Origin of the sequence: Myxococcus xanthus, assembly GCF_013116825.1 — a bacterium.
Classification (GTDB): Bacteria; Myxococcota; Myxococcia; order Myxococcales; family Myxococcaceae; genus Myxococcus; species Myxococcus xanthus_B.
In genome coordinates, this window is record NZ_JABFNS010000083.1 from 1 (window position 1) to 13,452 (window position 13,452).

Sequence of the window (13,452 nt, forward strand, 5' to 3'; positions counted from 1 at the left end):
CCTCTGCACCCTCCCTCCCCCTCAACAGGGCCCCCATTCCTCTTATGCGCTCCTGTCCTTCCTATGCTCGAACCGCACCTGTCGGTGACCACGGGTAGCGAGAACGCCAGCGTCACCTTCGGCGCGCTGCCCTCGGGAGCCACCGCCTAGAGCGTCACCTTCCAGATCTCGCTGCACCGCCACGGGAGCCAGCGGTGTGCCGGTGGCCATCACCGCGTGCGCCCTGACCGACGGCGACTTTGTGAACAGGTTCCAGCCGCCCGTGGACACCGGCTGCGTGCCGGATGACCTGGGCCAGGGGTGTGGAGCCGCGCGAGCCGATCGCGTGTTGACGGTCGACCTCGACACGGCTCGCCCTGCATCGCTGCTGGTGGTGCGCGGCATCACCGCCGAGCTCTCGGTCGACGGCGAATCCTGGGCAGGCGTCGGAATGGACGGCATCGTCGGAGCGTTCATCCCCGCGACCAGCGCCCGCTACATCCGCCTGCGCAGCAAGACTGACAACGGCGGGCTGCCGCTGAGTCTGACCGAGCTCTCGCTGTGGTGACGCCGGCCCCAAGGCATCGGTGCGCTGGCTGAGCGATGGCGCATCCCTGCGGTCGACGGTCGAGATACCAAGAGTGCGCTTGCAGGGCGAGCGGGCGGACGAGCGGACGCTGTCAGGGCGCAAGGCAGCTTGAGCGTTGACATCCACGGTCAAGTCTGGTGAAGGTTTGACCCCATAGGAATCCGTTCTCGCGCGCTCAGCTATGCGAAACGCTCCTGCGTCGATGGCGCCCTCGCTCGCGTCCGACGTTCCTTGCCCCGGCCTCTGCGCCGCTCGGCATTCCATCCACCCGGAGTCCACGGACTCCGGTGCATGGGGCGCGTGCGCCCACGTGCATGAACCTGCGGGACGGTCGCCGGCGCCCAGGTGCGCCGGGCAGCTCCCCTGCTCGAGGTGTGTCCAGATGGCTCTTCGTGTCGCGATCATCGGAGCTGGCCCCAGCGGCTTGGCCCAGTTGCGTGCGTTTGAATCCGCTGCCCGCAAGGGAGCGGAGATCCCGGAAATCGTCTGCTTCGAGAAGCAGGAGGATTGGGGCGGGCTCTGGAACTACACGTGGAGGACCGGCCTGGGACGCTACGGCGAGCCGGTGCACGGCAGCATGTATCGGCACCTGTGGTCGAACGGTCCGAAGGAGGCGCTCGAGTTCGCCGACTACTCCTTCGACGAGCACTTCGGCCGGCCGATCCCGTCCTATCCGCCGCGCGAGGTGCTCTACGACTACATCCGCGGGCGGGTGGAGAAGTGCGACGTCCGCAAGTACATCCAGTTCAACACCATCGTTCGTTGGCTCTCCTGGTCCGAGGAGACCCGGAAGTTCACCGTGGTGGTCGACGACCTCGCCAGGCGCGAGGTCCGCGAGGAGTCGTTCGACCGGGTGGTGAACGCAACCGGCCACTTTTCCACGCCGAACGTGCCCTTCTTCGAGGGCATCGACTCCTTCCCCGGTCGCGTGCTGCACGCGCACGACTTCCGCGGCGCCGAGGAGTTCGCGGGAAAGAATCTCCTGCTGATCGGGAGCAGCTACTCCGCCGAGGACATCGGCGTGCAGTGCCACAAGCTGGGCGCGAAGTCGGTGACCATCAGCTACCGGTCCGCCCCCATGGGCTTCAGGTGGCCCATGGGCATGAAGGAGGTACCACTGGTGAAGCGGTTCGAGGGGAACCGCGCGCACTTCGCGGATGGGACCTCCGCGACGCTCGATGCGGTCATCCTGTGCACGGGTTACCAGCACAAGTACCGCTTCCTTCCCAATGCGCTGCGCCTGGAGAGCCACAACCGGCTCTATCCGCCGGGGCTCTACAAGGGCGTGTTCTGGCAAGGCCAGCCGGAGCTCGCCTACCTGGGGATGCAGGACCAGTACTACACCTTCAACATGTTCGACGCCCAGGCATGGCTGGTGCGCGACGTCATCATGGGGCGCACCGCGCTGCCGTCCGCCGAGGAGCGCGAGGCGGACATCGCGGCGTGGGTCGAGCGCGAGGAGGGGGTCCAGGATTCGTTCGGGGCGGTGGACTTCCAAACCGCCTACATCCGGGACCTGCTCGACCGCACCGACTACCCGGGCTTCAGCGTGGAGAAGGTCGCGGAGCTGCTGAAGCAGTGGCTGCGCGACAAGCAGGAGGACATCCTCGGCTACCGCGACCGCACCTTCACGTCGATCGTCACCGGCACTCGCGCCACGCCGCACCGTCGCAAGTGGATGGACGAGCTGGACGACTCGGCGGAGAGCTTCCTCGCCGAGGCCCCGGTGCGCAGGACCGGGTGAGGGGCCCCGGAGGGATGGGCCCCGGCGCCGGGGCCGCGCGGCCAAGAAGCGTCGCTCGACGATGACCTCTTTGGGCCTTCCTCTGCCGGCATCCCTACAGGCGGCAAAGGGCGTTTCCGTGCAGGCATTGGCGTAGACGGGGCGACAGGTTCACAGCGGTGGACCCGGCGACGTGGAGGGCCTCGTCTTCGGCGGAGCGCTCGAGGCCCTCCGCTGCGGAGAGAAGCGCGAAGGCGCAACGGAACGGGGCCTCATGGTTCCCCCACTCCCGGAGCGCTCGCGCCACCTCGCCAACGCCTGCGCGTGCATTCACCGGGTCCGGATGGAGGACGGCGACGCGTCCGGCCATCGTCTCGTATCGCCCGGAGACCCGAGAAGTCCCCAGCGCAGACAATGTAACAGTCCGCGAGGACTTCGGAGCTTCGAATCTTGCTGGCTGGCATCCCCGGCAAAAACGTTTGAGGCACGAATCACTGCGGAGCGATTACAGTATTCGGGTGAACAACTCTCCGGCGTTGGTCAATATGATTGCGGGTCCAGTCACCCTGGTTCCCGCAGGCACGGCTCCAGAACCGCACCGCTACGCGTGCTTGCAGGAGGGTGCAGTCAGGCTACTGAACAGCAATCTTGATGTGATTGCCGCTTACGACACCGATGCCACGCTTCTCCTCGCCGCCCGCGGCCTCGAACGTCTCGTGTTGTCAGACGGGAAGAACCTGCTCATCGTAGGTGACCACGCAGTGGTGGTTCCTGATCTCGTTTGTGATGCTGCTGCATGTGTCGAGGAACTGATCATCGCTACGGCGCCTGGCGACAGCTCGCACCGTATCCTGCTGATCGATCCCGCTTCGGGGAAGATCTTGGACGACGTTCAGGTGGCGGCTGAAGATGCGACCGCGTTCATCACCCGCCATCCATCATCACCGACGCTCCTCGTGGAGTTGCCGATGGGGCAGTCAGGATCCAGCACCTACAAGATCGAACTCGCTGGTGGTTCACTGCGCGTTGAAGAAATTCTGGCTGGGCAGGATCCTGTCATCGCGGGCTTCAATCCATCTGGCACCAAGCTCCTCGTAACCCCCTACCCGGACGATCCTGAGGTTGCTCGCGTCTTTGCGTGGCCTTCGTTAGAAGAAACAGGTCGCCTCACTGCGGACGAATTGGATGCAGAAAACGGCATCGGTCTTCCGGGTTGCTGGGTCGACGAGGAGAGCATTGCGTTGTACGCGGTCGAAGACTCCCTCATCCTCACCGATCAAGACCTTGGGAGCCCCGTGCGCGCGGACTTCCCCATTGATCTGCGTGAAAGCGGAGACATCGAGTCACTCAAAAGCCTGGAACCTGGCAGGATAGCTGTCGGCGTGTGGGAGCCTGAGGGGCGCTCAATGTTGGTGCTTGAGGGGTAGGCATACCGCAACCCAGCTCAAGCGGCTCAGGCCGTTCGCACTGCGGTAATCGCACCATGTCTTCGAGCGCCTGTGTCGATTCGCGATTCTGTCTGGACCTGAACGGTCCTGGTGCGCGAATGGACTCGCGTCCCACGGGGAAGCCTGGTGCACGCGATGCCGTTGAGCGGATGGCTGATGGTGGCCGTGGCGATGGTGTTCGCGCCGATGGCTGCGCGAGCCGAGTCACAGGCGTTGCCCCAGGACGAGGGCGCGGCGCAGGTGTCGGAAGAGTCCCCCGTGACGCTCGAGCCATCGGGCCTGCAGCCCGAAGACACGCGTCACGCGGACCAAGGGTTGCTGAGCGTGAACCTGCCCCGCCTCGTGCTCGTGTCCTTGGGGGGAGCAGTTGGTGGCACCTTCCTGGGCGCGACCGGGAGCCTCGTCATCAGCGGCACGTGCGGTGTCAACATGCTCTGCTCCTTTGGGAACAGCAAGGCCGGCCATGGGGACGTGCCCCACGACCGGCCTTGCTCCTCGGCGTGTCGACGCGGTCCTACTGCAGGGGCACGCGCTTGAGCTTGAAGGGCGAGGGGCTCTCGCTCATCGTGAAGTAGCTCGCGCCGTTGGCCTCGTACTCGATCGCCTCACCCTGGCCCTCGGTGGTGTCGGTCAGCGTGACGGGCGTTGCGAAGACGGCCGACTCGAAGCCAAGTCCCGGCGTCGCACGGAACTCGTAGACAGTGCGGTAGGTGCGAAGGAGGAAGCGATCCGCGCATGGGTGGATCGCCGCCGCGGTCGCGGCCGAGAAGTTGGCGTCTCCGTTCAGCGGCAGCTGGATCGTGTGGACGTGGAGCAGCGTGGCCTGCACGCCCGGCGTCAGCGGCTGGGGGAACTTGTACACGCCGCTCTGCCCCGTGCCCCCGTTCTTGGTGACGACGTAGATGTCCCCGGTGGTGGGGTGCACCATCAGCGACTCCGCGTCCTTCGCGCCGTCCGGATAGACGAACGGGAAGGCCTCGGCGACGAGCCCCCCCGAGGTCTGGCCGTTGGCGAGATCCGGCTCGGGCACGCGGTAGATCGTGAACGACGTGGGGCTGCCACCCGGAGGGAAGTTGGCGCTCCACTTCCCGATGTCACCGATGAAGATGCACGAGCCGCTCGGGCAGGGCCCGGTTGCGAGGTCCTCCCAGTCGGCCGGCGTCACGTTGGTCACGTTGAACGTGCCGATCGTGCTCGCGTTGAGCGTGTCGATCGCGACGATCGCGGTGGTGTCCTCGTTGTGCACGTACAGCGCGTTGCCGACCACGCGGCTCGCGGCCAGGCCCGAGGGCTCCACGATTTCCGGCGCGGTCACGGTGCCCTGGAGCGTGAAGGTGCTCGCGTACGTGTCGCCGACCATGCAGGCGGGGGCGTTGGCGGCGCGCAGGACGATCACGTGCGCGGTGTTGGTCTGCACGAACGCGGAGCTGCCGGAGAGGCCCGTCTGGAGGCCCGGCGCGGTGAGCGACCGGTAGGCCGCATTGAAGAGCAGCCCGTTGGTGTGACCCAGGCACGCGTCGAAGGCCTCGGTGAAGCCGAGCGGCGGCTCGATGCCGGTGGCAGGGCAGGTGGCGTCCGGCCAGACCTGTGAGCCGTACCAGACGGCGAGGCCACCCGCGCTGCCGGTCACCACGTCGGGCACGGTGAACGACGCGGAGTCGCCGTTCTTCTGGCCTGCGTGCACGTCGATTGGCTGGACCGGATCGACGCCGCTGAAGGCCTCCACGCTCCCCGCCATGTGGGTGGTCGCGTCCAGTTCGAACGCGTAGCTCGCAGGCTCGGAGGCGCCCGCGACGCGGTAGAAGATCCAGGTGCGGATGGCCCAGGCGCTCTGCTCCGAGCGCAGGAACGTCCAGCCGGCGGGCGGCGTGACGGTCGCGGAGATGTTGTTGCGCACGGTCACCCGCGCGATGAGCGCGTCGTTGGCCTCGGTCCCCGACGGCTTGGGGATCGACAGCGAAGCGAGCGACAGGCCGCTGTGGTGCGAGCTCCCACGCAACGCGACCCCCGAGGACGGCGCGACCTCGGCGCGGCGAAGGGCGACGACCTGCGCGACGTTGGTCTCGGCGAACGTCGAGCTCCCGTTGAACGGTCCCTGGAGGCCGGCACCGGCGAGGGGCATGAAGGCGGCGTTGAAGACGAGGCCCTGGGACGAGGACACCAGGCAGGTGTCGTAGGTCTCGGCGAAGCCCACGGGGGGCTCAATCGCCGGGGTTGGACACGCGGCGCCGGTCCACGCCTGCGCGCCGAACCAGACGGCAGCCCCGCCCGCGGTCGAGGTGCTCAGCTGCGGCGTCGTGAAGGCCGTCGAGCCGCTGTTGCTCTTGCCGGCGTGCGTGTCGATCGGGTTGGCGGGATCGACGCCGGCATACGCCACGAGGTTGCCGACGAGGTAGCTCGCGATGGAGCTCTGGAAAGTGTGGCTCGCGGGCTCGCTGGCGGTGGCGACGCGGACGAAGACCCAGCCGCGGATGCTCCAGGTGCTCATGTCGGTGCGCACCAGCGTCCAACCTGCAGGCGGGGTGAGCTCGGCGCCGATCTGGTTCCGGTTCGCAAGGTGCGCCAGCAGCACGTTACCGGCGGCGACGCCCGGAGGGGTCGAGAGGGTCAGGCTGGTGACCGTCTTGCCGCTCGCGTGCGTGGTGCCGACGAGGGTGATTTCCCCGGTGGCCGGCGGCTGGACGGGACGCAGCACCACCGCGTGCGTGATGTTGGTGTTGGGGAGCGTGGAGCTGCCGGTGAAGGCGGGCTGGGCACCTGCGGCCCCGAGCTCCGAGGTGGCGGCGCTGTGCAGCACGCCGCGCGACGACGAGACGAGGCAGGTGTCGAGCTGCTCGGTGAAGCCCGTCGGAGGGGTGTGGACCGCGGGGCACGCGGCGCCTCCCCAGACCTGGGCCGAGAACCACACCGCGAGGCCGTTCGCGGACGACGTGGTGGCGACGGGCAGCGCGAGGCTCGCGCTGTTGCCATTCTTCTGGCCCACGTGCACGTCGATCGGCTGGAGCGGATCCGCGCCCGACACCGCGACCAGGGTGGCCGCCATGGAGCTGGCGAGGTCGAGGGTGAAGGTGTGACTGCTCGGCTCGGCCGCGCTGGCCACGCGGAGGAAGAGCCAGGACTTGATGGCCGAGGCGCTCTGCTCGGAGCGCAGCAGCGTCCAGCCAGCGGGTGGGGTGGCGACGGCGGCGACGGCCTCGCGATTGCTCAGCTGCATCACCAGCACATCTCCGGCGGCCGTACCGACGGGGGTGGGGATGGAGAGGGCGGTGATGGCCAGGCCGCTCGCGCTGGTGGTTCCTCGCACGGAGAGCGTGGAGAGGCCCTGGGCCGTCGTCGCATCCTGTACGTCGTCGGGCTGCGCGAGCTCAGTCGTTCCACAGGCGGCCATCAGTAGGGCGGCCGCGATCCACAGACTTCGGAATGGGGGCATGGGGTTTCGATCGGGTGTCGACTCACCGGACTGGAGGTCCGGGAATCGGCCATGTGAAGGACCCCGAAGCGAGAAGCGCAATCGACTGTCATGACACGGGAAAGCTGCCGTGAAACGGCTGGGATCGTCGGGTGGGAGCGAAAGAAGGTGGCAGTCCTGCCCATGCGGTCACGCGGAGTCCTTGGAGAACGCGAAGCCCAAAGACATCTGCGCACGGTGCAAGGGCCGAAGGGCGGTCGGCACCCCGAGCGTTGGGCATCCACGCAAGCCTCGTGACCGTGGCTGTGACCGGCTCGTGACGTCAGCAGAACGGTGCTGACATCCTGTGATTCAGAGCGTGCCCGAGGGCTTCTTGTCAGCGTCCGAGCACGCGCCGAGCACGGCGCACGCGGCGAGTACGGCGCATAGATGGCGAGTCATCGTTCCTCCTCGCGCCTCAGTGCTTGACCCAGACTGGTGCAGCACCTGGAGGCGCTGCGCGACTTCGACACGGGCGTGTCTCCGCCCGTCACCTTCGACATCAACCGGCGCGTGGGCGTGCAGGGCGCGCAGTTCGCTGCGCTGGACGTGGCCACGGGCGGGCTCGTCGCGGCGTCGGAGTGGATTCTCCTGACGCCGTGAGCCAGCATGGGGGGCAATCCTCGGAGGAGCACCCGTTGCTCCTCCCCCTCCGAAGAGGTCGCCCGGAATGACTCTCTTTCGTGCCCATGCAACGCCCCGTCGTCTCGCGCGGCTGCTGCTCTGTCTGGTGACGGCCGCGACAGGCGGATGTCGCTCCGAGGGCGGAGAGGAAAAGCGCCCCGAGCCATCCCGGACGCCGACGGAGGCCCCTGCGGCGGAGCAGCCCGCCGGCCTCCATGGCCTCGGAGGGGTCGAAGGCGTGCAGGCCTCGTATGACCAGTCCCGTCAGCCTGCCAGGTTCATCGCCGCGCTGGGAATTACGCCGGGACAGCGGATTGCCGATGTCGGAGCGGGCCTGGGCTACTTCACGCAGCGCCTCTCGGAGGCCGTTGGTCCGGCGGGACAGGTGGTCGCGACCGACATCAACGACGAGTCCCTCAAGCGGCTTCGCGCACGGATGTCCGAGCGGAAGAACGTCGTGGTGCGCAAGGTGGAACCGGACGAGCCAGGCCTCGAACCCGGCGCGTACGACCTCATCCTTCTCTCCGAGGTGGACCACTTCCTCTCGGACCGTGTGGCCTACCTGACCAGGCTGCGTCTCGCCCTCACCCCGAATGGCCGTATCGCGGTGACGCACCTCCGGGCGATGCGCCCGCCGCTCGCCGCCGCCGCCCAGCAGGCGGGCTACTCCATCGTGTCCGAGTACGACGGCCTTCCGGACCACTACCTGCTGTTCCTGCAGCCCGCGTCCAGTCGATGACCCTGGGGGAGCGGCGACGCGAGGGCCTCGCCTCGCGCGGGTGACGTTCCACGAGGGCTCGTGCCCACGCTCGGGCCCTTCGTCGTTTCAGGCGACGGTCCATCCTCGGACGTCGTGGCGAAGAAAGACCAAGGAAGCAATCGAGCTTCTGGGTGAGCGTCACGGGCTTCAGCTCGGGGCTGAGCAGGAAGTCGAGCACGGCAACCTGTCTGGATTCGACGGCCCTTACGATGGCGCTCGCGACGACCACGGAGCGCAGGTTCGGGAAGGCCTGCTTCGAGAGGATGGCCTGGACCTCGCTCACGTCCCCTTCGTCGACGGCGCGGTAGAGCGTCTGGGTGTGCCGCTTCTCGCGCGACACCGAGAAGCGCCAGAGCAGGACCAGCGCCGTGAACGGCAGGACCGCCAGGAGCCACTCCTTCAGCGTCGTCATGCGTCTGTCATAGCATCGGGTCCTGGCTTGCAGGGGCGTCCCGGGTGGCTTCGAAGATGCTGGCCGAGGGCGTCGCGGCCCGTGGACTGGGCTTCGCGGCGCTACCCTCACCTGACATTGTACTGGCTGCCACCCTACAGCCCGCAGCTTCAGCCTGTTGAGCGGCTGTGGCGCCCTCTGCGCGGACGCACCACTCACAACCTGCTCTTCGACGAAATGACCGAGCTTCAGGACTCGTTACGCTCGGGGCTCGCCTACTCTCGTGCGCGGCCCCAGGCGGTGCTCAAGCTTCTCGGCTCTCTCTGGAACCCGACCACATCAGCCGAGGTGTGAATGAGGACCTCAAGAGGGCGATGGAGCGCGCGAACGTCACGGGGGCAGCGTTCGAGGAGGTCCAGGCGCTCGTAGGTCCGCTAGGCCCCGAGTGTCTTACGCATGTTTCGGTGGGGGACGCCCACCTCGGTGTAGGGGGCGCCGAAGACGGCGTAACCCAGCCGCTCATAGAACGGGACCGCCGGTTCGCGCGCGTGCAGGTGGACATGGGTGAAGCCGCGCCGCACCAGCTCCACTTCCAGCGTACGCACCAGCCGGGCACCCAGCCCCTGCCCTTGGAGGTGGGAGGCCACGGCCATCTGGAACAGCCGTCCGCCGTGGGCATCCTCGGGGTTGAAGAGGACGCAGCCGAGCACCCCCTCCTCCTGGTGCGCCACCAGGTGCAGGCTCTCCGCCTCGAAGGGAAAGGCGACGTCGTCACGGGTGTAGCCGAGCGGCTCGCGCAGCACGCGGAAGCGCAGCTCCATCTCGCCCGCGTAGAGCGGATGCCCGGGGTGGATGAAGGTGAAGGTGGCGCCGGCCGTCACGTCAGAAAGTCCCCGTGAGCTGGAGCGTGAAGGTGCGGCCGTACTGGGGAACGGGGGCGATGGAGTTCTCGTCCGACACCGGCAGCGAGTAGCGGGCGTCCAGCAGGTTGTGCACACCGGCGAAGTAGCGCAGGGGGCCGTAGTCACCCGACAGGCCGAAGCCCACCAGCAGTGCTTCGCCGCTGTCCGCGCCGCCCGGGCCGGTGGGCCGGGCGCTCTGGTAGATGGCCTGGGTGGCCACGCGCATGTCGCCAGCGCCAATGGGCAGCATCATCCGGCCCGCCATCAGGTGCGCGGGCGCCGCGTTGGCCACTTCCTCCGAGGCGTTGCGCAGCGTCACGTAGGAGTAGCTCACGTCCACCATCAGCCAGCGGCCCGGCTGCCAGTGCACGCCGGCCTCGGCGCCCCAGGCGAGTGTGGTGCCATCGGTGTTCATGAAGCGCAGACAGGCGGCAGTGCCGCAGTCGCCTGAAGCCGAGTCCTCCGCGGTGAGCTGCACCAGGCTGGAGATGCGGTTGTGGTAGCCGGCGACGGTGAGGCGCAGCTCGTCCGTCAGGTCGTGCGAGTGCTCCAACTCGAAGGTGGTGATGGTCTCCGGCCGCAGGTTCAGCGCCGCGCCCTGGGAGATGCCGTCCGCGTAGTAGAGCTCGTAGACGTTGGGCGCGCGGAAGGCGTTACCCGCCACCAGCTTGGTGAGGCCCTGCTCGTAGGGCCGGGCGATGACGGCCAGGCGCGGGGTGATGGGCGTGCTGTCCAGGTCCACGTACTTGTCCAGGCGCAGACCGGCCGACACGCTCAGCCGTGGGTGGATCTTCCACTCGTCGAGCAGGTACGCGGACACCAGCGTGCGCGCCTGCGTCTCCAGGGGCAAATCACCGGCGTCCTGCCGGACGCGAAGCTGCGCCTGACCTTCCACGCCGAGCGTGAAGACGTTGCCCTCGAACAGGCCGATGCGCGCGCGGGCCTCGCCGGTGAGCCAGTCCGCCGCGCCGCCCTCGGTCCGGGCGCCGCCGTCCTCCTCCGGGTAGACGTAGGTGCCCTCGTAGCGGCTGACGTCGAACGCGCCGCGCACGGACAGGCTGAAGCGCTCGGTGAACTGGCGCTCGTAGCGGGCCTCGGCGAAGGCGCGCAGGTCCTGCACGAAGTTGCCCTCCGTGCCGGGCACGGTGCCATAGGGCGCGGTGGGCAACTCCTTGTTGCGCACGTTGAACTGGGCCTGGAAGGACAGGTCGCCCAGCCGGGCGCGGAGGGAGCCACCGGCGGCGCGCTCCGCGTCCAGCCCGGTGATGATGGGACCGCTGGTGCCCAGCCGGGTGGTGTCCGCGCCCGTGGACGTCAAGGCGGCGGCGCTGACCAGCACCGAGCGGTTGCCGTCCTCCCACGACGCGGCGGCGTGTCCCCGGGTGGTGCCGAGCGCGCCCACCGCGCCCGTGACTTCCAGGTGCTTGTCCGAACCCAGCGACTCACGGGGGACCACGTTGATGACGGCGAAGAAGGCGCCCGTGCCGTACAGGGCGCTGCCAGGGCCGCGCACCACCTCGATGCGCTCCACTTCCTGGATGTCCACGCTGAGGTCGCGGGCGGCGAAGCCCTGACCGGCCCAGACGTCGTTCATGGAGTGGCCATCCCAGAGGATGAGGATGCGCGTGTTGAGGTCGCCCGGCGGGGAGAAGCCGCGCACGCCCATGTACGTATAGGTCCGGTCGTCGGTGAGATAGAAGCCGCGCACACCGGCCACGGCCTCGGCGACGGTGCGCCAGCCGAAGGCGCGCAGCTCCTCCTGCGTGAGCACGGTGGTGGAGGCGGGCGCTTCGTCGACGGCGACCAGGCTCTTCGATGCGGCGCGCACCGGAGGCGGCGCGTAGCGCAGCTCGGCGTGGACCTTCACTTCTTCCTCGGCCACCACCTTCACCGTCTGGCGGAGCGGGCGCACCTCGCGGCTCTCCACCTCCAGCGTGTGCTCGCCTTCGGGGAGGGTGACGACGGTGGGCGTGAAGCCGGCGGGCTTGCCATCCACGCGCACCGTGGCGCCGTCGCGGTTGGCGGTGACGACGAGCCGCCCGGAGGGCCGGTCCTGGGGGCGCAGCGCCACGGCGACAGGCACGTTGCCGTCGGCGGGGACATCCACTACGTACTGGCTGGGCGCGTAGCCGGGGGCGCGCACGTGCAGCACGCGCTGGCCGGGAGGCAGCCGCACGCGGCCGGGCACGCGGGCCAGGATGTTGCCGTTGGGGGCGTCGCGAATCTCGGCGCCCTCCGGCGTGCCCGTGATTTCCACGCCGCCGGTGATGAGCGTGAGGTCGAAGGTCTGGTCCGTCTCGCGGCCGCGTACCAGGGTGAGGGTGGCCTCCGCGGCGCGGTAGCCTTCCTTCTTCACCATGACTTTGTGACGGCCGGGCGTCAGCGCGAGCGTCTGCGGAGAGCGGCCCCGGCTGCCCAGGTCCATGCGGTCCACGTAGACGTCGGCGCCCTTGGGGTTGGAGGTGACGCGCACCAGCGCGACCTTGGGACGGAGCCGGTCCACGGAGCGGGAGACCTCGGCGGCGTCCTCCTTGGGCAGGTCCTCGGCGAGCAGGTCGTTGTAGTAGCGGTACGCCTCGTTGAACTTGCCCAGCGCCTCGAAGCAGCGGGCGATGTTGAAGAGGACGTTCCGGTTGGGCACCAGGCGGTAGCTGGTGAAGTACGAGCGCAGCGCCTCGGCGTACTGCCCCTTGGAATAGGCATCGTTGCCGAGCTCGAACGCGATGTCCGCTTCATCCGCGTTGTTGTCCGCGAGCACGGGGGCGGACAGGAGGAACATCGAGAGGACGAACGCGAAAGAACGGGAGGAACGCATGGGACGCCGAGCATTCTTCCCTCTCTGGGGTGAGAGGTCCATGGGGGCTTATGGGTTGGCAATTGGGTGTCGGACCTGGTGGGTAATGTCGAGCCTGGACATGCAACGAGGAGTGGGGTTCCACTCCGGGGAGGCGGGGGCCATGATTCAGGAGCTGTCGGCCATCACGGTGAGAGAGGAACGGGACACGGGAATGGGCCACGAGACGAAGCGCCCGGCGACCTACGAGGACCTGGAGGCGCTGCCGGAACACCAGGTGGGGCAGATTGTCGACGGGGAGCTCATTGCCCAGCCGAGGCCGACGAGCCGACATGCGCGGGCCACCACCCGGCTGGGCGGAGAGCTATATGGCCCTTTCGAACGGGGACGCGGCGGGCCTGGAGGTTGGTATTTCCTGGATGAGCCGGAGCTGCACTTCGGCGCGGATGTCCTGGTGCCAGACCTGGCGGGCTGGCGCCGCGACCGGATGCCGGAAGTCCCGGATACGCCCTTCTTCACGCAGCCACCGGATTGGGTCTGCGAGGTGCTCTCGCCCTCCACGGCGGCCCTGGACCGCTCGCGCAAGAAGCGCATCTACGCGCGGGAGGGCGTCGGGCACGTCTGGCTCGTGGACCCTCAGGCGCGGACGCTGGAGGTGTTCCGGCTGAGCGGGGGACAGTGGCTCGAGCAGGGGACGTGGTCGGACGACGAGCGCGTCCGCGCCGAGCCCTTTGAAGCGGTGGAGCTGGAGCTCGGCGTGTTGTGGCTGCCGGATGCGAAGGCGAAGTGACGCA

The 13,452-nt window shown here is 68.3% G+C and carries 9 protein-coding genes; 6 read left to right on the top strand and 3 right to left on the bottom strand.

Annotated elements, in window-relative coordinates; translation table 11 throughout:
- Window positions 1-196 precede the first annotated feature (196 nt).
- From HNV26_RS23015 to HNV26_RS23025, 3 genes are all read left to right on the top strand, one after another.
- Complete coding sequence (locus HNV26_RS23015; protein ID WP_171443197.1) at window positions 197-547, top strand: hypothetical protein; 351 nt, start codon at window positions 197-199, stop codon at window positions 545-547.
- 403 nt (window positions 548-950) lie between these two features.
- On the top strand, window positions 951-2,312 hold the full coding sequence (locus HNV26_RS23020; protein ID WP_171443196.1) for a trimethylamine monooxygenase: 1,362 nt from the start codon (window positions 951-953) through the stop codon (window positions 2,310-2,312).
- Between the two features lie 497 nt (window positions 2,313-2,809).
- A complete protein-coding gene (locus tag HNV26_RS23025; RefSeq protein WP_366816924.1) occupies window positions 2,810-3,718 on the top strand; it encodes a hypothetical protein in 909 nt (302 codons plus the stop codon).
- 535 nt (window positions 3,719-4,253) lie between these two features.
- On the opposite strand, the gene HNV26_RS23030 is transcribed toward HNV26_RS23025, so the two are convergent.
- A complete protein-coding gene (locus tag HNV26_RS23030; protein WP_171443195.1) occupies window positions 4,254-7,169 on the bottom strand; it encodes a cell wall anchor protein in 2,916 nt (971 codons plus the stop codon).
- A gap of 456 nt (window positions 7,170-7,625) precedes the next feature.
- Between HNV26_RS23030 and HNV26_RS23035 the strand changes: the two genes are divergently transcribed.
- Window positions 7,626-7,790 carry a hypothetical protein gene (locus HNV26_RS23035; RefSeq protein ID WP_216612633.1) on the top strand — a complete coding sequence of 55 codons (165 nt, stop codon included), beginning with the start codon at window positions 7,626-7,628 and terminating at the stop codon, window positions 7,788-7,790.
- A 67-nt stretch (window positions 7,791-7,857) separates the two neighbouring features.
- The gene (locus tag HNV26_RS23040) at window positions 7,858-8,550 is read left to right on the top strand and encodes a class I SAM-dependent methyltransferase (protein ID WP_216612634.1); all 693 of its coding nucleotides are present in this window, start codon (window positions 7,858-7,860) and stop codon (window positions 8,548-8,550) included.
- Window positions 8,551-9,396: 846 nt separating this feature from the next.
- Here the strand turns inward: HNV26_RS23040 and HNV26_RS23045 are convergent.
- Window positions 9,397-9,843 carry a GNAT family N-acetyltransferase gene (locus HNV26_RS23045; protein WP_171443194.1) on the bottom strand — a complete coding sequence of 149 codons (447 nt, stop codon included), beginning with the start codon at window positions 9,841-9,843 and terminating at the stop codon, window positions 9,397-9,399.
- A gap of 1 nt (window position 9,844) precedes the next feature.
- Window positions 9,845-12,679 carry a TonB-dependent receptor domain-containing protein gene (locus HNV26_RS23050; protein ID WP_253816930.1) on the bottom strand — a complete coding sequence of 945 codons (2,835 nt, stop codon included), beginning with the start codon at window positions 12,677-12,679 and terminating at the stop codon, window positions 9,845-9,847.
- 142 nt (window positions 12,680-12,821) lie between these two features.
- Here HNV26_RS23050 and HNV26_RS23055 point away from each other — a divergent pair, with 142 nt between their 5' ends.
- Window positions 12,822-13,448, top strand: coding sequence for a Uma2 family endonuclease (locus HNV26_RS23055; RefSeq protein WP_171443192.1), 627 nt, complete (start codon window positions 12,822-12,824; stop codon window positions 13,446-13,448).
- Window positions 13,449-13,452: the final 4 nt, after the last annotated feature.